Source organism: Arthrobacter sp. efr-133-TYG-120 (assembly GCF_030209785.1).
GTDB lineage: Bacteria > Actinomycetota > Actinomycetes > Actinomycetales > Micrococcaceae > Arthrobacter.
Map to the genome: position 1 here is coordinate 25495 of NZ_JARVRI010000037.1, position 24621 is coordinate 50115.

Annotated in this window: 22 protein-coding genes; 4 read left to right on the plus strand and 18 right to left on the minus strand. The window is 63.7% G+C overall.

Going from position 1 to position 24621, the window contains the following annotated elements:
- Positions 1-173: 173 nt before the first annotated feature.
- From QRN51_RS19915 to QRN51_RS23420, 15 genes are all read right to left on the minus strand, one after another.
- Complete coding sequence (locus tag QRN51_RS19915; protein ID WP_284991579.1) at positions 174-1013, minus strand: cell division protein FtsQ/DivIB; 840 nt, start codon at positions 1011-1013, stop codon at positions 174-176.
- Positions 1006-2379, minus strand: coding sequence for a UDP-N-acetylmuramate--L-alanine ligase (murC, locus tag QRN51_RS19920; protein ID WP_284991580.1), 1374 nt, complete (start codon positions 2377-2379; stop codon positions 1006-1008). Before murC ends, QRN51_RS19915 begins: the two co-directional genes overlap by 8 nt.
- On the minus strand, positions 2376-3482 hold the full coding sequence (murG, locus tag QRN51_RS19925; RefSeq protein ID WP_284991581.1) for an undecaprenyldiphospho-muramoylpentapeptide beta-N-acetylglucosaminyltransferase: 1107 nt from the start codon (positions 3480-3482) through the stop codon (positions 2376-2378). The genes murC and murG overlap by 4 nt, the downstream gene beginning before the upstream one ends.
- Positions 3483-3488: 6 nt before the next feature.
- On the minus strand, positions 3489-4793 hold the full coding sequence (ftsW, locus tag QRN51_RS19930; RefSeq protein WP_284991582.1) for a putative lipid II flippase FtsW: 1305 nt from the start codon (positions 4791-4793) through the stop codon (positions 3489-3491).
- A gap of 2 nt (positions 4794-4795) precedes the next feature.
- Positions 4796-6397, minus strand: coding sequence for a UDP-N-acetylmuramoyl-L-alanine--D-glutamate ligase (gene murD / locus QRN51_RS19935; RefSeq protein ID WP_284991583.1), 1602 nt, complete (start codon positions 6395-6397; stop codon positions 4796-4798).
- A complete protein-coding gene (gene mraY, locus QRN51_RS19940) occupies positions 6379-7488 on the minus strand; it encodes a phospho-N-acetylmuramoyl-pentapeptide-transferase (protein ID WP_236816883.1) in 1110 nt (369 codons plus the stop codon). Before mraY ends, murD begins: the two co-directional genes overlap by 19 nt.
- Entirely contained in the window at positions 7485-8975 is a 1491-nt protein-coding gene (locus QRN51_RS19945) for a UDP-N-acetylmuramoyl-tripeptide--D-alanyl-D-alanine ligase (protein ID WP_284991584.1), read from the minus strand. The genes mraY and QRN51_RS19945 overlap by 4 nt, the downstream gene beginning before the upstream one ends.
- A gap of 6 nt (positions 8976-8981) precedes the next feature.
- Complete coding sequence (locus tag QRN51_RS19950) at positions 8982-10619, minus strand: UDP-N-acetylmuramoyl-L-alanyl-D-glutamate--2,6-diaminopimelate ligase (RefSeq protein WP_502870887.1); 1638 nt, start codon at positions 10617-10619, stop codon at positions 8982-8984.
- A gap of 141 nt (positions 10620-10760) precedes the next feature.
- Complete coding sequence (locus QRN51_RS19955) at positions 10761-12557, minus strand: peptidoglycan D,D-transpeptidase FtsI family protein (protein WP_284991585.1); 1797 nt, start codon at positions 12555-12557, stop codon at positions 10761-10763.
- Between the two features lie 54 nt (positions 12558-12611).
- Positions 12612-13277, minus strand: a complete 666-nt coding sequence (ftsL, locus tag QRN51_RS19960) for a cell division protein FtsL (RefSeq protein WP_284991586.1) — start codon at positions 13275-13277, stop codon at positions 12612-12614.
- Positions 13274-14272, minus strand: coding sequence for a 16S rRNA (cytosine(1402)-N(4))-methyltransferase RsmH (gene rsmH, locus QRN51_RS19965; RefSeq protein WP_284991587.1), 999 nt, complete (start codon positions 14270-14272; stop codon positions 13274-13276). Before rsmH ends, ftsL begins: the two co-directional genes overlap by 4 nt.
- A gap of 179 nt (positions 14273-14451) precedes the next feature.
- Positions 14452-14883 (minus strand): division/cell wall cluster transcriptional repressor MraZ, encoded by a 432-nt coding sequence (gene mraZ, locus QRN51_RS19970; protein WP_059389147.1) that lies wholly within the window; start codon positions 14881-14883, stop codon positions 14452-14454.
- 378 nt (positions 14884-15261) lie between these two features.
- The gene (locus QRN51_RS19975; RefSeq protein ID WP_059389148.1) at positions 15262-15627 is read right to left on the minus strand and encodes an SCO2097 family morphological protein; all 366 of its coding nucleotides are present in this window, start codon (positions 15625-15627) and stop codon (positions 15262-15264) included.
- 235 nt (positions 15628-15862) lie between these two features.
- The gene (gene dinB, locus QRN51_RS19980; protein ID WP_253257384.1) at positions 15863-17065 is read right to left on the minus strand and encodes a DNA polymerase IV; all 1203 of its coding nucleotides are present in this window, start codon (positions 17063-17065) and stop codon (positions 15863-15865) included.
- A gap of 182 nt (positions 17066-17247) precedes the next feature.
- Complete coding sequence (locus QRN51_RS23420) at positions 17248-17550, minus strand: hypothetical protein (RefSeq protein ID WP_306963698.1); 303 nt, start codon at positions 17548-17550, stop codon at positions 17248-17250.
- Between the two features lie 22 nt (positions 17551-17572).
- On the opposite strand from QRN51_RS23420, the gene QRN51_RS23425 reads away from it, so the two are divergent.
- Both QRN51_RS23425 and QRN51_RS19990 read left to right on the plus strand, forming a co-directional pair.
- A complete protein-coding gene (locus tag QRN51_RS23425) occupies positions 17573-17761 on the plus strand; it encodes a hypothetical protein (protein WP_308193892.1) in 189 nt (62 codons plus the stop codon).
- A complete protein-coding gene (locus QRN51_RS19990; RefSeq protein ID WP_059389150.1) occupies positions 17758-18849 on the plus strand; it encodes a polyprenyl synthetase family protein in 1092 nt (363 codons plus the stop codon). Before QRN51_RS23425 ends, QRN51_RS19990 begins: the two co-directional genes overlap by 4 nt.
- Before the next feature lie 105 nt (positions 18850-18954).
- On the opposite strand, the gene QRN51_RS19995 is transcribed toward QRN51_RS19990, so the two are convergent.
- Positions 18955-19308, minus strand: coding sequence for an Rv2175c family DNA-binding protein (locus QRN51_RS19995; protein WP_059389151.1), 354 nt, complete (start codon positions 19306-19308; stop codon positions 18955-18957).
- Between the two features lie 33 nt (positions 19309-19341).
- The gene (locus QRN51_RS20000; RefSeq protein WP_284991628.1) at positions 19342-19611 is read right to left on the minus strand and encodes a hypothetical protein; all 270 of its coding nucleotides are present in this window, start codon (positions 19609-19611) and stop codon (positions 19342-19344) included.
- Between QRN51_RS20000 and QRN51_RS20005 the strand changes: the two genes are divergently transcribed.
- Together QRN51_RS20005 and pknB are read left to right on the plus strand one after the other, a co-directional pair.
- Positions 19532-20917 (plus strand): lytic transglycosylase domain-containing protein, encoded by a 1386-nt coding sequence (locus tag QRN51_RS20005; RefSeq protein ID WP_284991588.1) that lies wholly within the window; start codon positions 19532-19534, stop codon positions 20915-20917. The genes QRN51_RS20000 and QRN51_RS20005 overlap by 80 nt on opposite strands.
- A gap of 73 nt (positions 20918-20990) precedes the next feature.
- Positions 20991-23081, plus strand: coding sequence for a Stk1 family PASTA domain-containing Ser/Thr kinase (pknB, locus tag QRN51_RS20010; protein WP_284991589.1), 2091 nt, complete (start codon positions 20991-20993; stop codon positions 23079-23081).
- An 88-nt stretch (positions 23082-23169) separates the two neighbouring features.
- Here pknB and QRN51_RS20015 read toward each other — a convergent pair whose 3' ends face one another.
- Positions 23170-24597, minus strand: a complete 1428-nt coding sequence (locus QRN51_RS20015) for a class II 3-deoxy-7-phosphoheptulonate synthase (RefSeq protein ID WP_370872293.1) — start codon at positions 24595-24597, stop codon at positions 23170-23172.
- Positions 24598-24621 lie beyond the last annotated feature (24 nt).

Genomic DNA, 24621 nt, shown 5'->3' on the forward strand with positions numbered 1-24621 from the left:
GTCCAACTTGAATCCTTGGACCTTAACCCTCTAGTTGAAGGTTATAGTTATGTCAAGTAACTCTTAAGTGACGGTATGGGCTATGAATCCGACATTCAATGACCGCCTCCGCGTGTCGTGTGAAAGTCCGAAAAATAGCCCTCTACGTCAGAGAAGTTACTTCCTGAAATGGTCTATTTGGTGAACGGGTGCCTCGGTGCGCTGACATCGTAGACATTCACCGGAACTTTTGGATTGGCGGGAGCCTTGAGCAACGCCTCGAGGACGCGGGCCTTCAGCTCCTTCTCGTCCGCATTCCCCCACACCACGATCTTGCCGTCCGTGAGCTTGAGCTCGACGGCGTCCGGCGACGAGGCCGACGCGTTGGCCATCTTCGCCAGGACATCCGCCGGCAGCGTCGCAAGAACGGCCGTGATCGCCTTGAAGAGATTCTGGTTGGCTCCTTGCCCATCGATGAGCGGCAAGGCAACCGATGCGGGATCGGCCGTTGATCCGAGCTGGACGCCGTCGACGTCAACCAGTGAATAGTTGTCACCGCTCTTCACCAGGGCCACGGGTACCCGCTCCACGATGTGGACCAGGAGTTCCGACGGCGGCCGTGCTTCGGTACTGACTGAACGCACCTGGACGAGGGGCTTGAGCAGCGCGGCGATCTCGGCGTCGTTGATTTGCGGAAGGGGTTTTCCCTTCACCGGTTCGAGTGCCTGCTGGACGCTCCCCGCCTGGAGAAGCTTCGCACCGTCGACCGTCACTGTGCGCACGGCGAACACCGGCGAGTAGATCGCCGCAACGATAATTCCGGCGACAAGGGCGACGATGATGGCCAAGGCCGTGAGCACTGTCCTCCGGCGCTTGCGTCCCTTGGGTTCCGGAAAGGCCAGCACGTTGCTGTCCTTCGCACGGGCGGCCTCCGAAGGGCCACCGACGGGATCGTCGAGGCTGCGTTCAGCACTGACGACTCCCGGCCGGGTGCCCGCCTGCGGCTTGAAAGTCGGCTTCCGGGTGTCAGCCACCCAACAGCTCCACGATCCGGGGCCCGTATGCCGTGACGTCACCGGCTCCGACGGTGAGGACGATGTCGCCCTCGCCGGCCGCGGAGAGAACCGCGTCCAGCGCTTCCTGCCCGCCGGCAACGAGCCTGCCGCTCTTGAGGCGCCCTGTGATCAGGGTGCTCGTGACCCCGGGAATGGGATCCTCGCGGGCAGGGTAGATATCCAGCACGAGGGCCGTATCCGCCTCGCCAAGCGCTTCAGCAAACTGCTCCGCGAATTCGCGCGTGCGGGAAAACAGATGTGGCTGGAAGAGCACATGCACCTTGTTGCCGCCTGCGACGGAACGGGCAGCGGACAGGGCGGCCCGGACCTCCGTGGGGTGGTGGGCGTAGTCGTCGTAGACACGCACGCCCCTCCCCTGCCCCTTGAACTCGAATCGCCGCGAGGCTCCGGTGAAATGGCCGAGGGCGGCCGCGGCAACCCCGGGCGCTACGCCGAGCTCGACGGCGACGCCGAACGCGGCCGCCGCGTTCAAGGCGTTGTGCCTCCCGGGCACTTGGAGGTCGAGCCGGTATTCCTGTCCGCCCACGGAGACCCTGACGTCGCCGGGTCCCCCGTCGCGCAGCCGGATATCGGCGTCCTCCGCGGTCCCGTAGCTCAGCACCCGGGTATTGCCTGCGGCGCGGGTCCGTTCCGCGAGGGCCCGGGCGCCGTCGTCGTCCGCGCAGGCGAAAAGCACGCCGTTGGCGGGCAGGAGTGCCGCGAAACTGTCGAACGAGGCGTAGACGGCCTCAGGCGTGCCGTAGTAGTCCAGGTGGTCGGCCTCGACGTTGGTGACGACGGCGATGAGGGGCCGGTAGTTGAGGAAGGAACCGTCCGATTCGTCGGCTTCGGCAACGAAGATATCCGAGGCGCCGTGCGCGGCGTTGACACCGAGGGCAGGTACGTTGGCGCCGATGGCGAACGACGGATCCAGACCCGCTTCCTTGAGCAACACGGCAACCATTGACGTGGTGGTGGATTTGCCGTGCGTCCCGGCCACGGTCACCACGCGGTCGGCGCCCATGGTTGCTGCGAGGGCCTCGGAGCGGTGGAGCACCGGCAGGCCGGCCGCTCGGGCGGCTTCCAGCTCCGGATTGTCCGCCCTGATGGCCGAACCGGCGACGACGGTCTGGGCGTCACGAAGATTTTCTGCGGCGTAGCCCACAGCGATCCGCGCCCCGGCGGACTGGAGGTCCTGCATGACGGGCAGGTCCTTGGCGTCGGAACCGCTCACGGGAACGCCCCTGGCCACCATGATGCGTGCGACGGCGGACATGCCCACGCCGCCGATGCCGATGAAATGGACCCTGCCGAGGGAATTGATGTCTGCGAGGGGCTGGGTCATTCGGATACCGCTTCCAAGACGAGATCAGCCATCCGCTGATCAGCATTTCTGATGCCAAGTTCCTTTGCCTTGCTGGCCATGGCCTCAAGGCGGGCTTGATCCGTGAGCAAGGGAATCAACTCGGCTTTGAGCCACTCCGCGGTCAAGGCCCGGTCGTCGACCAGAAGCGCTGCCCCGGCCTTGACCAGTGCGGAGGCGTTCATTGCCTGCTCGCCGTTTCCGATGGGCAGTGGAACGAAGACTGCCGGGAGACCGACAGCGGCCACCTCACTGACGGTTGCCGCGCCGGATCGGGCAAGGAGGACGTCTGCTGCCGCGTAGACGTTTTCCATGCCGTCGACGTATTCCACCTGGTGGTAGCCGTCGGCAGCCAGGGGGGCGCCGTCGTCGTTCGTCACTGCCTTGCCCCGGCCGGTGATGTGCAGTGTCTGGATACCGGCATCCGCCAAAGCGGCGACGGCACCGGCGATGGTGCGGTTGATGCTCTGGGCGCCCGAGGAACCGCCCGTCACGATGAGTGCTGGTTGTCCGGCGTCCAGGCCAAGCGACTGCCGGGCATCCGCGCGCCAGGCCGCCCGGTCCAAACCGGCGATGGCCTTGCGCATGGGCATCCCGACATGGCGGGCGTGCCGTAGCCGGGTTTCCGGGAAGGCCACGCCCACGTGCTTGGTGAACATGGCTCCTACCCGGTTGGCAAGCCCGGCGCGCGTGTTGGCCTCGTGGATGACGATGGGGATCCTGCGACGCCAGGCCGCGAGGTACATGGGAGTGCAGACATAGCCGCCGACGCCGAGGAGGACGTCGGCCTGTGCGTCGTCCAGGATGCGCCCGGCTTGCTTGACGGCCGCCGCGAGCCTGCCGGGCAGTTTGAGCAGATCCGCGGAAGGCTTGCGGGGAAAGGGAACCCGGTCAATCGTGGCCAGCTCGTAGCCGGCGGCCGGCACGAGGCGCGTTTCCATGCCGTTGGGCGTGCCGACGGCAAGGATCTTCGCGTCCGGCCGCAGCGACTTGATGGCGTCGGCGATGGCAAGCAGGGGGCTGATGTGTCCGGCGGTCCCGCCGCCGGCGAGGACCACGGAGAGGGGCTTGGGCTGGGAATTCATGGAGTGCTATGTACGCTTTCGTGCAGTTTTCGCAAATCGCCAGCGCGGCTTGGAACGGCTGGCAGGAGCCATTTGGGCGCGGGCCAAAGACAACACTACGCCCACGCCACATAGCGACATCACCAACGCTGAACCGCCATAGGAAATGAAAGGCAGCGGAACGCCGATCACGGGGAGCAACCCTGCCACCATGGCCATGTTGATCGCGGCCTGTCCAAGCATCCACGCCATGATCGAGCCGCCGAGCACCCGGGCGAACAAGTCTTCCTGGTGGCTGACGACCCGGTAGATCGCAACCGCGAGCAAGGCAAAAAGCACCAGGACCACGATCGTCCCCACAAGCCCGAGTTCTTCCCCGATGACAGCGAAGATGAAGTCGTTGTGGGCTTCGGGAATCCACTGGTATTTCTGCCGGCTCTGGCCGAGTCCGACACCAAGCCAACCTCCCGAAGCAAGGGCGCTGAGCCCCTGTTCGCTCTGGAAGCCGATGTCGCTCGCCCCTGCGCAGCTCTGCCCCATCCATGAGGTGATCCGGCACATCCGGTTTCCACTCGTGAACGCCAGGATCAGGGCGGCAGCTGCGGCAACTCCGCCGGCCGCAGCGAAGAGCCTCAAGTTGACGCCGCCGAAAAACAATCCGGCAGCCATGATGAGCATGACCACCAGGGAGGTTCCGAGGTCATGTCCGAGGACAATCAAGGTGATGATGGCGCCGGAGACCGGAACGACCGGGATCAGCGCGTGCGTCCACTTGTCCAGAAGTTTTGCTTTGACGGAAAGAACCGTGGCCATCCAGAGCACCAGCGCGAACTTGGCGAACTCCGATGGCTGGAAGGTGAAGCCGCCGATCTCGATCCAGTTCTGGTTGCCCAGCACACGTTTGCCGATGACCAGAACCAGCACCAGCAAGGCGCCGGCAAGAATGATCGAGGGCCACGCGAATCGCTTGAGCCACAGGACATTGACCCTCGAAAGCACCAGCATCGCGACGATGCCGATAGCGGCGAACATGCCTTGCTTAGTGGCGATGGAGTATGGGGATTCGCCGGCCGCAATCGCTTCGACGCTCGACGCCGACAGGACCATGATGATCCCGATGGCCGTCAGCGCAAGCGAAGCACCAAGAATCAAGTAGTAGGTTGACCCGCCGCTCGATTTACCGCTTCCCTCGAGAGTCGACCAAAACCCGGAAATCCCCGAGCGGATGCGGGACGGCAGCGAAGCCCGCCCAACGCCTCCCGCGCGTCCGGCGGGGTCTGCCTTGCCGGCCCGGGTCCGCCCGGGCCCGCTGCGCGTGGGCGTGCTGACCATTGTTACTCCTCGGTGGTCTGTGCCTGGCCTTCCACAAGCTCGCGCACTGCCCGGATGAAAGCATCGCCACGGTGAGCGTAGGAAGAGAACTGGTCCATGGAGGCAGCCGCCGGGGCCATCAGCACCGTATCGCCGGACTCGGCGATACTTGCTGCCGACTCGACAGCGTGGGCCATCACGGTGTCGCCGAAGATCGGAGACGGTTCCGCGGCGGTACCAGCTGAATCGGCGGACTGCACCATTTCAGTGTCGCCCTTGGGCTGCCCGATTACGGGCACATCCGCTGCGTGTCGCTTGAGGGAGGCTTCCAGGTCCGCGGTGTCGGAGCCGATCAGCACCACTGCCTTGAGCCTGTGCGCGTTGTTTTCGACCAACTCGTCATAGTTGACGCCCTTGGAGAGACCGCCGGCGATCCAGACGACCTTGTCGAACGCCGACAGGGCAGCAGAAGCTGCGTGCGGATTGGTCGCCTTGGAGTCGTTGACCCAGAGCACGCCGTTCTGCTTGGCCACGGGCTGGATGCGGTGGTCTCCAGGGAGATAGTTCCTGAGGCCCTCCCGCACTGCGGCCGGTTCGACGCCGTAGGCGCGCACCAGCGCGGCGGCGGCCAGCGCGTTCGCAACCATGTGTCGCGGCGCGGCCGGGCCCAGGTCCGCCAGGGACGCGAGTTCCTCTGCTGAACTCTTGCGCTCTTCGATGAACGCGCGGTCCACGAGCAAGCCCTCGACGACGCCGAGCATGCTGACCGCCGGAGTCAGGGTGGTGAAACCGATCGCCCGGCAACCTTCGACCACGTCGGCGTTTTCCACCATGCGTTCGGTCTCGATCTGCTCGGCGTTGTAGATACACGCCTTCTGGGTGTTCTCGAAGATCTTTGCCTTGTCCGCCAGGTAGGACTCGTAGGAGCCGTGCCAGTCGACGTGGTCCTCGGCGACATTGAGGCAGACGCTCGCCACCGGGGAGAGCGACTCGATCCAGTGCAATTGGAAGCTGGAAAGCTCAACAGCGAAGGCGTCGTACTCCACTGGGTCACGGAGTGCGTCCAGGATGGGCGTGCCTACATTCCCCACGGCGATTGCCTTGAGCCCCGCTGCCTGCAGCATCGCCTCGGTCATGCCCACCGTGGTGGTCTTGCCGTTCGTACCCGTGATCGTGAGCCAGTCCGCCGTCTTGCGGCCCTGGCGTTCGCGCACCCGCCAAGCGAGTTCGACGTCGCCCCACACCGGTACGTGGGCCCTTTTGGCAGCTGCCAGGAGGGACTGGTCCGGGCGCCAGCCCGGCGACGTCACGACGAGCTCGGCCTTTTCACCGTCCACCCGGGGCAGCGTTTTGACTGCATCCTCGCCGAGGAGGACGTCGGCTGCGCCGACGATCTTCAAGGTGTCCGCCTGCGCGAGGGCCTTGGCGCTCGTCGCCGCGTCGACAACCACCACGCGTGCGCCCAGTTCGATCAAGGTATCGGCGGCCGCGAATCCGGACACACCGATGCCGGTCACGACGACACGGAGGCCCTTCCAGTCGGAATCCCAACTGACGAGGTCCTTGAGCCGGTCATTGGCAGAAGGCTTGGTTTGAGGACTTGCGCTCACAGCAGCACCACCCATTCAGCATAGAAAATCCCAAGGCCTGCGGCCACGAACAGTCCACAAAGAATCCAGAATCGGACAACCACCGTGATTTCGGCCCAGCCCTTGAGTTCGAAATGATGCTGAAGTGGGGCCATCTTGAAGACCCGCTTACCCTTGGTGACCTTGAAGTAGCCCACCTGGATGATGACCGACAGCGTGATGAGGACGAAGAGCCCGCCGATGATGCCCAAAAGAAGTTCCGTGCGGGAGAGGATCGCAAAGCCGGCCACGGCACCGCCGATTGCCAGGGAACCGGTGTCGCCCATGAAGATCTTCGCCGGAGACGTGTTCCACCAGAGGAAGCCCACTAACGCGGCACTGCAAATAGCTGCCAGCAACGCCAGATCGAGCGGGTCGCGGACCGAATAGCAACCGCTGCCCGCCTCGCGGGGTGAACCGCATGCCTGGTTGTTCTGCCAGATTCCCATGAGTGTGTAGGCTCCGAAGACCATGATGGAGGCACCGGCCGCGAGGCCGTCCAATCCGTCCGTCAGGTTGACGCCGTTGGTTGCCGCAGTGACGATCAGGTTCGACCAGATGACGAACAGGATGGCTCCGAGGACGGTGCCCCCAAAGGCCAGGTTCAGCCAGGGAATGTCCCGCACAAGCGAAATATGCGTGGAGGCCGGCGTGATCCCCTGCGAGTCGGGGAAGTTCAGGACGAGCACTGCGAAGACAATGCCGACAAAAGCTTGGAGAATCAGCTTCGCCTTGGCGTTGAGTCCGAGGCTGCGCTGCTTGGAAATCTTGATGAAATCGTCGAGGAAACCAACGAATCCCATACCGACCATCAGGAACAACAAGAGCAGTCCCGAGGCGGACGGGCCCGGTGATCGCGGGTTCATCATCCACATGATCAGGTGGGTCAACCCGTAGCTGATGAGCACCGCGGCCACCACGACTGTCCCGCCCATCGTGGGGGTACCACGCTTGGTGTGGTGGGAGGTGGGTCCATCGTCGCGGATGAACTGGCCGTATCCCTTGGTGACGAGGAACCGGATGAAGAGTGGCGTGCCAACCAGGGCCACCAGGAGGGCGACGCCCGCGCCGATCAACAGTGCAATCACAGCAGCTCGTTCCCTTCATTGGCGGCAGTTGCAGCCGCGGTGTTCGCACTCGTACCGGTCTGTGGAGGTAATGCTATCCGATCCCCCAAATGCCTTAGGCCGACCCCGTTCGAGGACTTGAAAAGCACCAAGTCGCCCGGTTTGAGCTCAGCCTGCAGCAGTTCGTAGGCCTCGTCGGCCGTTTCGGTGAAGATGCACTCGTCGCCCCAGGAGCCTTCCTGGATCGCGGAAACATACAGCGCCCGGGCTTCCCGGCCAACCACCACGAGCCTGGAAATGTTCAAGCGGACCACTTGCGTACCCACAGCCGTGTGTTCGCGGATGGAATCTTCGCCGAGTTCCAACATCGCGCCAAGCACTGCCCACGTGCGGCGTCCCTGCCCGAGGTCGGCGAGGGTGCGCAATGCTGCGCGCATGGATTCCGGATTCGCGTTGTACGCGTCGTTGATGATGGTGACGCCGTCCGCGCGCTCAGTGCGTTCCATCCGCCACCGGCTGGCGGGCGACTGCTCGCTCAGCGACTCGGCGATCCCGGCCGCGGGGAGGCCAGCCGCGAACGCGGCGGCCGCAGCGGCAAGCAGGTTGGTGATGTGGTGCGCACCGATGAGCTTGCTGCGGACGGAATGGGGAGCCCCGCCGTCGGGCAGGAAGAGCTCGAATTCCGGGTGGCCGTTTTCGTCGATATCCGCGTTCCGTGCCTCGACTGCGGAGCCGGGAATGCCGGTAGCGGTGGTTCCGAGCACTGTGGCCTGGGTGCGGGAGACCATGGCGGCGACCCGCGCGTCGTCGAGGTTGATGACGGCGGTTCCGTCCCGCCCCAGCGCCTCTACGAGTTCGCCCTTGGCCTTCGCGATGTTCTCCACGCCACCAAACTCGCCGGCGTGGGCGGTGCCGACGCACAGAACGACGCCGATGTCCGGTTGGACCATCTCGGCGAGGTATTTGATGTGGCCAATCCCGGTTGCCCCCATTTCGATCACCAGGTAGCGGGTGCCCGCATCGGCTCCGAACACGGTCAGCGGCACGCCGACTTCACCGTTGTACGAACCCTGCGGAGCCACCGTGGCACCGGCCCGGGAAAGAATGCCCGCAAGCAGGTCCTTGGTGGTGGTCTTGCCCGCTGAGCCCGTGATGCCGATGACAGTGAAGGGCTCGTCCTGGGCCGCACGTGCGGCACGGATGCGGCGCACGGACTCCGCAGCCAGGGCACCCATGGCGATCACGGCGTCATCGACGACGACGGCGGGGTATGGCCGGCCGTCGTCGTCGGAAACGTCGCGCTCGGTCAGCGCCAGGACAGCCCCGCGTTCAAAGGCGGCGCCCACATAGGCGTGGCCGTCGGCATTCTCTCCTGGCTTGGCCACGTACAACGATCCAGCGGCCGCCTCACGGGAGTCGGTAACGACGGACGCCGGGACAATGCCCGGGTCCGCTGCCAATCGGCCATGGGTAATATCGGCGATCTCCGCCGCAGTAAGTGCAATCATCTCGGTCTAGGACTCTATCCGCTCGTCCGTGGAAACCTTGAATCCCCTGGCTGTCAAGGCCGCCCGCAGTTCCACCCGGTCGTCGAGGGCGAGGTTGACACCCTTCACTTCCTGCCACACCTCGTGGCCGCGGCCGGCGACCAGGATGGTGTCCTTCTCAGTGGCCAGTTCCACGGCTTGGCGGATGGCGACGTCCCGGGGGTACGCTTCCACGATCTCGCAGTCAAGGTCTTCCGACTCGCGGGCGGCACGGGCCCCAGCGATGACTTCCGAACGGATCGCAGCAGCGTCTTCATCATGGGGATCGTCGTCGCTGACAATCACGACGTCGGCGAGCCGGGCGGCTATGGCGCCCATGGTCGGCCGCTTGCCCTGGTCGCGCTGTCCTGTGGCGCCGAATACGACGATCACGCGGGATTCGGGGGCCTGCGGGCGCACGGCCTTGAGGGCCCTCGCCAGTGCGTCCGGGTTGTGCGCGAAATCGACGACGGCAGCCGGGGCATCCGAGATCAGTTGCATCCGGCCGGGCACGGAAACGGTGAAGGGATCGTGCACGTCGAGAGCCGCCTGCAGTGCCGACGGCTCGATGCCGGAGTCAAGCACCATAATGGTGGCCAACGCCGCGTTGGCGACGTTGAAGTCCCCTGGCAATCCTGTATGGACGCGCAGGACCGTTCCGTCGCGGTGGCGCAATTCGAAGTCCGTTCCAAGCCCCCGCGGCTTGGCCGACTCCACCGTCCAGTCGGCTCCGCCCCCGGGGGTGGCCGACAGCGTGGTTACGGGAATTCCCGCCTCATCGGCCAGCTGGCGCCCCCACGGATCATCCACGGTCACTACGGCCCGCCGTGCGCGCGCGCTGGTGAACAGCTCCGCCTTGGTCCGGAAGTACTCATCCATGCTTCCGTGGAGATCGAGGTGGTCCTGTGTCAGGTTGGTGAAGCCGGCAACGTCGAACGTCACCGAGTCGACCCTGTGGAACGACAGGGCATGGGAGGAGACCTCCATGGAAGCCGCCTCCAGCCCGCGTTCGCGCATGAGGGCGAGCAAGGCATGGACATCCGTTGATTCCGGCGTGGTCAGCAGGCTCGGGATGGCCTCACCCCCCGCAAGAATTTCAATCGTCCCGATCAATCCCGGGTTCATGCCCAAGGCGCGGAGCAGGGAGTTGATGAAATACGTCGTCGTCGTCTTGCCGTTCGTACCGGTTACACCGAAAAGCGTCGGCGAAACCCCATCCAGTGGTTGGCTTCGATAAACGAGGGCCGCGAGTGAACCGACGGCTGCGCGGGGATTGCCGACGATCAGAACGGGAACAGCAAGATCCTCAAGGGCCAATTGGCGTGCGCCGTCCTCATCGGTCAAGACGGCCACGGCACCGGCTGCCACCGCTTGGCTGACAAAGTCGGCCCCGTGGCGCGTGGCACCGGGCAGCGCCAGGTACAAGTCTCCCGGCTCCACGGTGCGCGAGTTGAGGGACACACCCGTCACCGACGTGGCGGCGGAGTCCGGCGGCAGCGCGATTCCGAGGGACGAGGCGACGGCTTCCAGGGGAACAGGCGCCACGACGGCTGGACGGAAGCCGGGTTTGTCGGTAGCCGGCGGGTTCCCTGTAGGGATCGATACGGCATCATTCTGCTCTGACAAGGTGGTCTCCGTTGGTACTCGTAAAACTGGCCGCACGGGAACCCTCAGGGCTCCCGCGAACGGCATGGTTGGATCGAAATGTGGCCGGACAGATGCCCAACAAGCTTACTTGGCGAAACTGAACTACTTGCCGTGCTGGCCCTATTTGGCGTACTGGGGGAACCGCGCCGGCGTGCCGGTGGACGGCGGGACGTTGTAGGTACGCAGGACCTGGCCCATGACCGAGCGGAAAATCGGTCCTTGGGTGATGCCGTAAATGCTGCCCTTGGGCCGCTGGAGGACGACCTCCACGATGAAGCGCGGATTGTCCATCGGCGCCATGCCCACGATCGACGCGGTGTAGCCATCGAAGCCAGGGAGGCCATCTTCACGCGGTGCCTGGGACGTACCTGTCTTGGCGCCCACCCGGTATCCGTCGATGGCGGCATCTTTCACTTCGCCCATGGTGACGTTGCTCTCCAGGATGTCCCGCACTTGCTGCGCGGTTTCCTTGGTAACGACTTGCTGGGAATCCTTGGCAGGCACTTTCTCCTCGGCTCCGTCGGCTCCGACGTAGCCGTCGATCAGCCGCGGTTGCAGCATCACGCCGTCGTTGGCAATGCTTTGGTACGCCCGGACGGTCTGCAGCGTGGACTGTGAAACGCCTTGGCCGAACAGCACGGTGTACTGCTGGCGGTCATCCCATTGATCGGGCTTGGCCAGGATGCCTGAGGTTTCGGCGGGAAGGCCAATGTCCGGAGCTTGCCCGATACCGAAGCGGGTGAGGTAGTCGTAACGCTGTTGCTTGCTCAGGCGGCTGCCGATCATCACGGTACCTGTGTTCATCGAATATCCAAGGATGCCGGCAAGGGTCCTCTGCTCGGTTCCATGGTCGAACGCATCGGTAAAAGTCTGACCGTCGATGGTCAAAGCCGGCGGAATGGTGACAGTGTCCAGCGGGCTGGACTTTCCTTCATTGATCGCGGCCGACGCCGTAATCATCTTTTCCACCGAGCCAGGCTCATAGGCAGCCGTCACTGACCGCACGCCGCGGTCCGCGGCCGCCACTTTGCCCGGGTCGTTGGGATCCGGGGCATTCGTGTCCGCCATCGCAATGAGGTTCCCGGTCTTGATGTCCTCGACGACGATCGATCCCCACTCGGCATTGAGCTGGTTGACCTGGGTCTGGATGGCCTGCTGCGCAAAGTACTGGATGTCCGTGTTCAGCGTCAGCTTGACGTCTTTGCCATTGACGGCCGGGGTCAGCAGATCGGTTGCCACGGGGATACGGAGGCCGTCGGCGCCGATCTCAAAGACGCGTTTGCCGTCTTTGCCGCGCAGGAGGTCGTCCTGGGTCTGCTCAAGTCCGGCTTGGCCCGTGGTGCCGTCTTTGAGGAAGCCGATAATGCCACCCGCGACGCTGCCGTTTGGATAGACGCGCTTGCTGATGCCCTCGGAGACGATACCGGGGATATGCAGTTGGGAAATCCGGTCTTCGAGATCGGGCTTCACTTCCTTGGCCACGATGTTGTATTTCTTGTCGCCGGTCACTGCCTGCGTTACCTGGTTGACGTCCATGCCCAGGGCGCTGGAAAGTTCTGCTATCCCTTGGGTCCTCGAGATCGTGTCGATGGCTTGGGTTTGCGTGTTGTAGCGCGAAAACTCAGAGGTGTTGGTGTTGACGGTCTGGTCAACCACGATGTTGTAGCGGATCACGCTGCTGGCCAGCACGGTGCCGTTGGCGTCAAGGATCTTGCCGCGTTCGGCGGGCAGGACGGTGATGGTCAGCCGGTTGTTGTAAGCAGCCTCGGCCATTCCGCCGACGTCGAGTCCCTGGACCAGGAACAGCTTGCCCCCAACCACCAGCAACAACGTCAGCATGATTCCGAGGCCGAGGCGCAGGCGCTTCTTCGCCGCCGGCGTTCTCTTGTTCTTCGATTTGCCGGTTTTTTGCACCACGTCGATTCCTTGCTGCTTGCCTTGCTGTTTACCTGAAATCAGGTCGGCTGGACGCTACTGCCCTGGTACCTTCTGCTGTGGAGCGGGGACCGAACCACCGTGGAGATCCACAACCGGCGGCTTGGGTGCCGCAGGAGCCACGGGCGCCTGCGGTTTGGCCGGCGTGGAGTCGGCGGCCCCGTTGGGCTTGCGGCTATCCAGTGAATCGTTCTTGGCGGGTGCCGAAGGTGTGACGCTCGACTGGCCTGCGACCGCAGGGGCAGCGATGACGGCACCGGGATTCTGTCCCTTGGTTGCCGGCGTGGCCTTTCCTGTGACTGTCAAGTTGTCCAGATCGATCTGTCCCGTGGCAGTGGAAGCTACCATTCCCAATTCTGCGGCCTTGGCGGCAAGATTCTGGGGAGCCTGGTAGTTCTGGACCTGCTGTGTCAGATCCTGGTTCTGCTTGTTCAGGGACGCGGCATCGTTCCTGAGCTTCACAAGGTCGTATTGTGCCGTGGAAACGGAGATGTTGAGCACCAGGACAGTCAACAGGGCTGCCGCCAGCACACCGAAGCAAAAGACGACGAACGGAGTCCGCCGTCGTCCGGGAACACTCTGTACGAGCGAGAGCGGCGTCCGCGCCTTCCGGGTCGTGTCGCGTTCCGGTCCCCGGGTGGGCAGGGCACGCGCGGTGTTCCCCACCGTGGTCGGCAGGATCTTCGCGGCAGCGGTGCTCATGCTGTTCTCCTCGCTTTGATGCGTTCCACGGCCCGCAGGCGGGCAGATGCCGCACGCGGGTTTTCGGCGATTTCTTCAGGTGTGGGCACTTCCGTGCCCTTGGTCAGGGTCTTGAATTCCGGTTTATGTTCTTCCAGCTCCACGGGGAAGCCGAGCGGGGCCGATGACTTGGACCGGGATTGGAAGACCGATTTGACGATCTTGTCCTCGAGTGAGTGGTACGACATCACTACTACTCGTCCGCCCATTGCCGAGGCCGCGAGAGCGGCAGGCACGGCCCTCTCCAGGACGTCGAGTTCCTCGTTGACTTCAATCCGCAAAGCCTGGAAAGTCCGCTTTGCCGGATGCCCGCCGGACTTCGCAGCGGCCGCAGGAACAACTCCGCGGATCTGCTCGACGAGTTCACCGGTGGTGGCGAAGGGCTTGATCGCCCTCGCCGTGACGATGCGGTTTGCGATCCTGCCGGCGAACTTCTCTTCGCCCCACTTGCGGATAATGCGCACCAGGTCTTCTTCGGAATAGTTGTTGACGACGTCGGCAGCAGTCTGGCCGCGGCTCGTGTCCATCCGCATATCCAGCGGGGCGTCGTAGGAGTAGGCAAAGCCGCGCTCCCGCTCGTCCAATTGGAGGGAAGACACACCCAGATCCATGAGGATGCCGTGCACTTCCGGTATTCCGAGATCTGCGATGACATCTTCGATTTCGTCGTAGACCGCATGTACCAGGTCGGTGCGGGCCGCGAAGGGTTGCAGGCGCTCACCGGCGAGGGCCAAGGCCTCTTCGTCCCGGTCTATCCCAACAAGGTGCAGATCGGGGAACCGCTGGAGCATCGCTTCGGAGTGGCCACCCATTCCCAGCGTGGCGTCGATGACGACGGGCGTTTCGCCACGGTTGCGGGCGCCCTCAAAACCTGGTGCCAACAAATTGATGCACCGGTCCTTCAGGACCGGTACATGTCGCTCCGAGGTGGGTTTTGGCGCGTCTTGCTCCTCCATGCGGCCTCCTCAGAGCTGATTCGTTCGTCTGTCAGTCGGGCGGGTCGCTTCTTGAGCCGGATCCCCATCCGCGCCTATCGCAGCGTCCGCCTGGCTCCGGGGAAGGTGAGCCAGGAAAACTATGTGATGGGCGGCTGGAGATCCCGTCCAAGAAGCATTGCTGCTTCCTGTCCCGGTTTCTAAATGAACCCGGGAAGGTTGTCGTCGTCGGTCTCCGAGAAGGCGGCTTCCTTCTCGGCCAGGTACTCATCCCAAGCCTGGGCATCCCAGATCTCTGCGCGGGTTCCGGCGCCAATGACCGCCAATTCCCGCTCAAGACCTGCGTAGCTCCGGAGCGCCGGCGGAATCGTCACGCGCCCCTGCTTGTCAGGTACCTCGTCAGAGGCTCCGGACAGGAAAACCCGGATGTAGTCACGTGACTGCTTGGAGGAGATGGGGGCCTCCCGCATGGACTCGTGAATACGTTCGAATTCCCGCTGGCTGAAGACGTAGATGCAACGCTCCTGGCCCCTTGTGAGCACCAAGCCGTCAGCAAGTTCCTCGCGGAACTTGGCGGGAAGGATGATCCGGCCCTTTTCGTCCAGACGGGGAGAATGCGTGCCAAGAAACACTGGCCCACCGCCCCCATCCGTAAAGGTGCCCGTACCTGCCCCACGCCGCCACTACCCTCTTACTTGCTCCACTTTACTCCACAAGCCCCCACAGTCAACGCAATCCGGCGTGTTTCTTGCCCCACATTCGAATGCAGGAGCCTGAAAACGCGTGGATCTCAGGGGTGGTTGGTGGTGGAGGAGACTTTGCGGCGGCGCTGCAGGGAAGCGCACGACGGCGGCATGGAAGTCGCGCCGACGGGCTCGCTCGGCGTGCGAGCGCGGCGTTAAATGCGAAAAGACCCGATATTCGGGTCTTTTCGCAATCAGGCCGGAGCCTGGTGGTGCAATGTGGAGGACTCGGCTTCCGAGTGGAGGCCAAGCCCCTTGGTGGAGCGCTCAGCTCTCCTCGCCGCGGCGGCGCTCGTCCCAGCGTTCTTCGAGGTTGCTCATGAACGAGTTCTTCGACTTGCCCGGCTTGGCGCTCTTCGACTTCCCGCCGGCTGCCCTTCTCAGGGTGGCAAAGTAGACGCCGGCGCCCATCACGATGAAGCCCAGCACGCCAAGGAAGATGTTCTGCAAGGACACACCTACCAACAACAAGAGAATTCCGGCGATAGTGCCTAGAACGCCAATAACGATGTGCCTGGTCGACCATGAACGAATGGGGTCAGAGCCCATTGAATTGGCAAACTTCGGATCGTCCTCATGCAGTTGCTTCTCGAGTTGCTCGAGGAGCTTCTGTTCGTGCTCCGATAGGGGCATCGCGACCTCCTTTAGTCGGCCAGCGTCTGGATACGCCGCGGCCGTTGCCTCTGTTCCCTTGAACGGACGAACCCAAAAAAGGGTTCCCGAAGACCGGGTCTTGTGAACACGGTCTCACGGAACAGACGCAACATGGCAATTTATCCAGACGGTCTAAATCTGTGTATCTCTAGGATAGTTTGTTGGCCGCTGTTCTGAAAGACACGCCGGAGGGCACTCGTGGGCCCTTCGAAGCCTAGGGAGAACCCGGCCTGTCGGGCTCCGCGTGCGGCTCCAAAAGCGTCGCCGGAAGGACAGTCTTGCTGCCGAATCGCTCGGTGACACGGTCAAGCGCCTGTTCAGCCGCCCGCCAGTTGTCGTCCCTGCGATCGAAGCTTAACTGCAGCGAGGCGTGTTCCGCCGCTTCGAGCTGCTCGGCCCGGACTCCTATAAGGCGCACACTCATGGGCCGCTCCCCCAAGGACTCCAGCAACTGGCTCGCCACCTGATAGATCAACTGGGCGCTATCGACCGGCGTATGCATTGTCTTGCTCCGGCTGATTGTCGAAAAATCGGCATAGCGCAACTTCAGCGCGATGGTCCGGGCCAGCATTCCGGCTGTCCGGAGCCGTGACGCGGTCCGGTGGGAGAGCCTCAGCAACTCGCGATGGAGGAGCGCGTCATCCGGGGTGTCGACAGCGAACGTTTCTTCGGAACCTATGCTCTTCTCGAGCCGGATAGGCGTGACCGGCCGGGGATCCAAGCCCATCGACAATCGGTGGACGTGCTCGCCCGAAGCTCCCAGGACCTTTTTCAAGGAAGCAAGCGGCGTGGCCGCAACGTCAGCGACGGTACGGATCCCCAGCCTGGCCAGAACGTCGGCGGTCTTGGCCCCGACTCCCCACAAGGCGTTCACGGGCAGGCTGTGCAAATAGGCTACGGTCTGCCCCTCCTCAATGAGCAGCAGTCCGTCGGGTTTGCAGCGCGTAGATGCGATTTTGGCAACGAACTTGTTGGTGGCTATTCCCACGGACGCAGTGATCCCCAGCTCGGAGGCAACGCGGCTCCGGATCAGATGGCCGATCTGGAGAGGCGGACCAAGCCGCCTGATCGCGCCACCGACATCCAGGAACGCCTCGTCGACGCTCAAGGGCTCCACGAGGTCCGTTATCGATTCGAATATTCCCATCAATTGCCGGGACACCTCGTAGTAGAGGCTATGGCGGGGTTCGATGATGACCGCGTTGGGGCACATCCGCATCGCGTTGGCCATGGGCATGGCAGACTTCACACCGAGCGCGCGCGCTTCGTAGGAGGCGGACAGCACAACGGAGCGATCCACCGGAAAACCGACAATGACGGGTTTCCCCTTGAGTTCAGGCCGGGTGCGCAATTCCACCGAGACAAAGAAGGCATCCATGTCCACGTGGAGGATGCTGGTGCGCCTCAGTTCCCGCAGGGCAGCGGGATCCGGGGCGAATTCCTGTCCGGGGCCCCGCCCGTTGTTCTCTGCTTGTGGTCTCACAAGGAAATCCTATGCCGCGGCACTGGTTACTGGTGGCCGCATCCGGCGCCCTAAACTGGAGGCAGCATCCGGCGTCGTCCCCAGGAGGAAATCCCTGTGAAGCTCTTTGGAAAGCCTCAACCCGTCAGCTTGGCCTTGTTGGCCACGGGCGTCGCGTTGACCATCTCGGCTTGCGGGTCGTCCCCGGCAGGCACGGCATCCCAAGGGGCGGCGCCAACATCGTCCGGGGCGGCCACTGCCTCGGCAAGTCCGGCACAGGCCACCGCGTCCACGGCTGCCTCAGGAGCTTCGGCGGCAGTCGGCTCCCTGGTCCCGGGATTCCCGCAGCAACTGATTCCCTTGATGCCCAAGGCGGCTGTGGAATCCAGCAGCTTCGACAAGAACTCCTCGCCGGCGTCGGTGGCCTTGGTCGGCACCATTGCGTCCCCGTCTGACGCAGTTGTGGCCTTTTATACCTCCGCGCTCACGGCGCAAGGCTTCAAGGAAGTCCCCGGAAGCACCGTGGGAAGTATCAAATCAAAGGATTTCCTGCGTGGCGACAATGAAACAGTGAATATCTCGGTGGTGGAAACCGCGGGCAAATCCACGTTCACCATCGGTGCCAACGTGGCCGCCGGGTCAATCAAGTGACCGCGGAGAGCCTGGGTTCGGAGCAGAGCCGTTTTGTGGCCGATGTCGCCGCCAAACTCAACGGTTTCCTTGGGGTGCAACAAGAAACGATGGCCACCATCTCCCCGGATGTCGCTCCCCTCATGGGTTCAATCACGAGCCTTGTGACCGGTGGCAAACGGCTCCGGGCGTTGATGTGCTACTGGGGGTGGCGGGGTGCCGGAGGTGAGTCCGCACATCCCGACATCATCACGGCCGGCTGCGCTTTGGAACTCTTCCAGGCCGCTGCCCTGATTCACGATGACATCATCGACCGCTCTGATACACGTCGCGGCGGTCCGAGTGTGCACAAGCGGTTCAGCCAGCTCCATGAGGGCGAGGGCTGGGCCCTGGACAGCGAACGATTCGGACACGCGGCCGCGATTCTCACCGGAGACCTCTGCTTGTCGTTCAGCGAGGAGGCGTTCACGGAGATCGGCAGCAGGGCCGCTTCCGGCACGGCTGCGCGGCGGATCTTCAACCTGATGCGCGCCGAGGTCATGGCCGGCCAATACCTGGACATCCTCGAGGAAGTCGCGGGTCCGGTGCGGGACCGCGCGGGTGCCGTCGATCGCGCCCAGTCCATCATCCGTTTCAAGTCGGCGAAGTACTCAACGGAACACCCCTTGGCCCTTGGGGGCGCCTTGGCCGGTGCCAGCGAAGAGCTCCTGCAAGGATATTCCGCTTTCGCGTTGCCCCTTGGTGAAGCATTCCAGCTCCGCGACGACGTCTTGGGAGTGTTCGGGGATCCCGGGACTACGGGGAAGCCCGCGGGAGACGACCTCCGCGAAGGCAAACGGACGGTCCTGGTGGGATTCGCCATCAATCAGGCCGCTGCGGATGATTCGAGCTACATCGATACGATGCTCGGAAGGCAGGACCTTGGAGAGGCCGAGGTCGCCGAAATCAGGCGGATCATTGTGGATTGCGGCGCGCTCGAAGCCACGGAGGCGATGATCGAGGAACTCAGCAACGAAGCTTTCGAGGCCTTGGAACGCCTCCCCCTGGCGGACCTCCCCCTCACCGCGCTCAGGCAGTTGGCCGAAGCCGCCGTCAGCCGGGCCGCGTGAACTCTTTCATAATTCCGCGTTAAGGGCAGTCTAAATACCTGCCTTAAATACAGTGGTGCCGATCAGCTTGCTGATCGGCACCACTGTATTTAAGGCAGGCGTCCCTTACCAGGCAAGCGACTGAGCCCTGCGTCGGATTTCAGTTTTGCGCCCTTCGCGGAGCGCGTCGACAGGACGGCCACGCAGCGACTCGTCCGGAGTGAAAAGCCACACGATGAGCTCCTCATCCGTGTACCCGGCATCGCCAAGCACTGCGATGGTGCCCTTCAGGCTATCCACCACATGACCGTCCTGGATAAAGAGGGCAGGAATCGAACGGATGTTGCGTTCGCCCACTCTCACAGCCACCACTGCACGCTCATCCAGAAGACCGTGGACCTTGGTGATTGAAACGTTCAGCAGCTCTGCCACATCGGGCAGCGGCAGCCATTCGGAAACGAGGCTTTCTACATTACTCACGGATCAAGATTGCCACGCCCTCGCGCTTTGCGCCTAGCCGGAGGGGCGGTACGGGCGGAATTTGTGCCCGGAATTGCCCAAGAATCGAATGCGCAGGGATTTCTTGTGCGGAATCGAAAAATGTGAGAGATTCACATTGATCACATTTGCATCACTACTAACTTTAGTAACACTGGCAACAGCGGCATTCCCAACAGCCGCTGCTGAGATGAGGATTGCTCCCATGACGACGCCCAGCTCGCACAAGAAGACAACGAGCATGCCCATAATTGCGGCCACCACAGCGGCGCTGCCCGCCGTCATGCTCTCTTCCTTGGCACTCGCCCAGCCGGCAACAGCGCTTCCGGCGGTACAAAGCCAGAAGATTCCCGCATCGCTGACCGCGGCCATGCGGGCCCAGGCAGCGGCAGTGTCCGCAAACGTCATCCCTGCCTCCGCGGTTGCCGCAACCATCCCGGCTGCCATGCAGCCCATGGCACCGGCGGCTCCGGCCACCTACACCATCGTCCGGGGCGATACCATCAGCGGCATCGCTGCCCGCTACGGGCTGAACACCAACACTGTCCTGCAGCTCAACGGCCTCTCGGGCAACACCATCATCTACCCGGGACAGCAGATCAAGTTGACCGGTTCGGCACCGGCTCCAAGTGCGCCGGCACCCGCACCCAGCCCGGCATCCGGCCCGGCGTCGTCGTCGACTGCCAGCTACACAGTGGTGCCCGGTGACACCCTGGGCGGCATTGCCGCCCGCCACGGCGTGGCATTGTCCGACGTCTTCACTTGGAACGGCCTCAACGGCCGGTCCATCATCTACCCGGGACAGAAGATCAAGGTCGGCCCCGGAACGAACGCACCAGCTCCCGCCACACCGGCTCCGGCCGCACTGGTCCCCGCTTCCGCTCCGGCGGCTCCGGCAGCGCCGGCACTTGCCAACACCGGCTCGTACACCATCAAGTCAGGTGACACTTTGGGCGGTATCGCGTCCCGCCTTGGGGTGTCCCTGTCGTCTCTTCTCTCGGCCAACAAGCTGTCCATGAGCACCATCATTTATCCCGGGCAGAAGCTCGCCATCCCGGGCGCTCCTGCGGCCTCGGCTCCGGCCCCTGCTCCGGTCAGCGCCCCCTTGGTTCCGAGCACATTCCTGGGCTACACCTACCCCGAGGCAGTGGTCAGTTCAGCCAACGCGAACAAGGCCCTGCTCAATGCGTCCCCGGTCCCCAGCACCGCCCAGATGAAGGGGATCGTCGCCGATACTGCGCGTCGGATGGGGGTGGACCCGTCCTTGGCCATGGCGTTCGCCTTCCAGGAATCCGGCTTCAACCAGCGTGCGGTCTCCCCCGCCAACGCCATCGGCACGATGCAAGTGATCCCCTCCTCGGGTGAATGGGCTTCCCAATTGGTGGGACGCAAGCTCAACATCCTCGACCCGTATGACAACGTGACCGCCGGCGTCGCCATCATCCGGGCGCTCGTCAACACGAGCAAGGATCTGAATACGGCCATCGCAGGCTACTACCAGGGCCAGTACTCGGTGAGCAAGCACGGCATGTACGACGACACCAAGGCCTACGTCGCCTCGATCCTGGCCCTCAAGAAGAACTTCAGCTAAACCGCGGCGCACAACACGGGCCCGGATCGCATGTCGATTCGGGCCCGTGTTTTTGCTCAACTAGGATCGTAGGGTGCAGGAACAAGTTTCGGACCAACTCCTCGGATCCCTCGTGGACGGGCGCTATCTGGTGCGATCGCGCCTCGCGAACGGCGGAATGTCAACCGTCTATCTCGCCACCGACGAACGGCTCGACCGCGACGTGGCGCTCAAAGTGCTGCATCCGCACCTAGCCAATGACCAAAACTTCCTCGACCGTTTGCAGCGTGAGGCAAGGGCCGCAGCGAGCCTTTCCCACCCCCACGTCGTAGGCGTCCTCGACCAGGGACAGGACGGCCACATTGCATACATCGTCATGGAGTACATCAAAGGCCATACTCTGCGCGACGTCCTCAACGAGAAGGCAGCGCTTCCGCCTAGGCTTGCCTTTGCACTGATCGACCCCGTCATCGAAGGGCTCGCGGCCGCCCACGCGGCAGGGCTGATCCACCGCGACGTGAAACCCGAGAACGTCCTGATCGCCGACGACGGCCGCATCAAGGTGGGCGACTTCGGCCTGGCCCGGGCCGTCACGGCGACAACCAGCACCGGCGCCCTGATCGGCACGGTCGCATATCTGGCTCCCGAGCTCGTCCTCGGCAAAGCCGCCGATGCCCGGAGCGACATCTACTCCACCGGCATCATGCTTTACGAGATGCTTACCGGCGGGCAACCTTATGCCGGCGACGTCCCCATCCAGGTTGCCTACCAGCACGTCAACGCGGCCGTCGCCCCGCCGTCGCTCGCAGTCCCCGGCCTTGCCGCGGACGTGGACGAACTCGTCCAGTGGTGCACCGCGAAGGATCCTGAAGAGCGTCCTGTGGACGGTTCGGCGCTCTTGTCTGAACTGCGGCACATCCGCACAACCTTGAGCGACGCGCAACTGGATCTCAACCCGCCGGCCGCAAAGGCGGCAACGCCTGAAGGACAACAAGACGCGGCCGGGGCAACCGCGGTAGTCGCCCCTTTCCCTGCCGAACGTACGGAGCCCCTGGAACGGATAGGCCGCCCGACGGAGATTATCTCAAGCCAGCGCAATCCCACCACGGTGCTTCCGCCGTCGGGATTCTCTGCTGGCGCCCCGGCTTTCGACATCCAAGTGCCACAGGACCGCGAACCCCTGGATCCGGCGGAAGCCCCGCCCAGCAAACGCGACATCAAGCGCATGGAGCGCCAGGAAGAAAAGGACCGCGCCCGGGCGGCGGCTACGCCGTCGCGCTCTTTGCGGGAAGGCAACCCGCGCCGCCGGGCTGTGATCTGGACAATTGTCGTGATTGTCCTGGCGATCCTGGCCACAGCGGCGGGCTGGTTCTTCGGCATGGGGCCCGGCTCGCCCGGAACCATACCGGACACCAAGAACAAGACCGTTGCCGAGGCACAACAGCTCCTAAGAACCGCGGGCTTCCAGTCCGAGCCAAAAGACGTGTTCGACGACGACGTCACTGCAGGGTTGGCGGTTGGAACGGAACCCGCGTCCGGCCAGGTAGTCAGGAAGTTCCAAGCGGTGTCGCTCTTCGTCTCGAAGGGTCCACAGTTGTTTCCGCTTGCCGCGATGACCGGCCTGACACTCGACCAGGCAAAGAATGCCCTTGGCGTGGCGGGGATGACGCTCGGCAAAGTCACCGAGCAGTATGACGACAAAGTGACTTCGGGCACCGTCATCTCCCAGTCCCCGGCCCAGGACACCGCAGTCCGCCACGGCACTCCGGTGGCACTGGTGGTTTCCAAGGGACCGCAGCCCCTCCCTGTACCGGATGTCCGGGGCATGACCCAGCAAGCCGCCGTCAAAGCGATCAGCGACGCCGGATTGACCGCCAAAATTGCGCCGGAACCCGTCAACGACAAGAAGGTCCCCGCGGGGGCCGTGGTCAGCCAGGCCCCTGCCAACGGAACCCTGATCCGCGGCGACTCCGTCACCCTGACCCTGTCCAAGGGTCCGAAGATGGTGCACGTCCCGAACTTCATTGGCAAGCAGGCCGATGCCGCCCGCAAAGCCTTGGAGTCCCTCGGATTCGAGGTCAAGATCAACAACATCCTGGGCGGCTTCTTCGGCACTGTCCGGGACCAGAACCCCGTGGACAGCGATGCACCGGAGGGCTCCGTGGTCACCTTGACCGTCGTATAGGGCCCCGCATACAGGAAAGGCGATCCGGAACCGTTCCGGATCGCCTTTGCTGTATTGGGGCCGCTGTTTGACCACCGCTTGGTGGGGCCTACCGCTTGGTGAGGGCTCCAGCCACGAGGAATGCCATCTCGAGGGACTGCATGTGGTTCAGGCGGGGATCGCACACTGACTCGTAGCGGTCCAGGAAGGCGTCCTGGTCAATGGGATCGGCGCCGCCAAGGCATTCGGCGACGTCGTCGCCCGTCATTTCCATGTGCAGGCCACCGGGTACCGTGCCCAGGGCGTGGTGGACTTCGAAGAACCCGCGGACTTCGTCCACGACGTCGTCGAAGTTGCGGGTCTTGTACCCGTTGGGCGAGGTGACAGTGTTCCCGTGCATGGGATCCGTGACCCAGAGAACCTGGGCGCCGGAGGCAGTGACCTTCTCGACGACGGCGGGCAGCTTCTCGCGGATGTTCTTGGAACCCATCCGCGTGATGAAGGTGAGGCGGCCAGGCTCGCGGTTCGGGTCCAGCTTGTCAATGAGCCGCAACGCGTCGTCTCCGGAAGTCCCGGGACCGAGCTTGACGCCGATCGGATTGCGCACGCGGGACAGGAAGTCCACATGCGCATGGTCGAGCTCACGGGTGCGTTCACCGATCCAGAGGAAGTGTCCGGAGGTGTCGTAGGGAAGTCCCGTGCGGGAGTCGATGCGCGTCAGGGCACGCTCGTAGTCCAGCAGCAATGCCTCGTGGCTCGCGAAGAATTCCACGCGCTTGAGTGCTTCGAAATCGGCGCCGCAGGACGCCATGAACTTGATCGCACGGTCGATGTCACGCGCCAAGGACTCGTAGCGGGCGTGGGCGGGGTTTTCTGTGAAGCCTTTGTTCCACAGGTGCACCAGGCGAAGATCAGCGAAGCCGCCCTGCGTGAAGGCGCGGATGAGGTTCAGTGTGGAAGCCGAGGTGTGGTAGGCCTTCAGCATGCGACTGGCGTCGTGGGCGCGGGACTCCGGGGTGAAATCGTAGCCGTTGACGATGTCGCCGCGGTACGCAGGCAAGGTCACGCCGTCGCGGGTTTCCTCGTTCGACGAGCGGGGCTTGGCGAACTGGCCGGCCATGCGGCCCATCTTGATGACGGGCATCGCCGCGCCATAGGTAAGGACAACGGCCATCTGCAGGATGGTGCGGACCCGGGCGCTGATCTTGTCAGCTGTGGCGTCCTCGAAAGTCTCGGCGCAGTCGCCGCCCTGAAGCAGGAATGCCTTGCCTTGGGCTGCCGCGGCCAGACGCTCGCGCAAAATGTCGACTTCGCCCGCGAAAACCAGCGGCGGAAGCACGGAGAGTTCCTTGACGGAGGCGTCGAAGACGCCCCGGTCGGTCCAGGTGGGTTGCTGCGAGATCGGCAGCTGGCGCCAATCGTCCAAGCCGGGATAGTTTGCCGCGCCGCTTTGCGCGGTGCTGGTCAGCGGGCTGCCCAGGGAACTGGTCAGGGGGCCGGTCACGGACGATGCGGGGTTCGCGGATAGCTCAGTCACTCTCCAAGACTAGTTGCCTTGCCC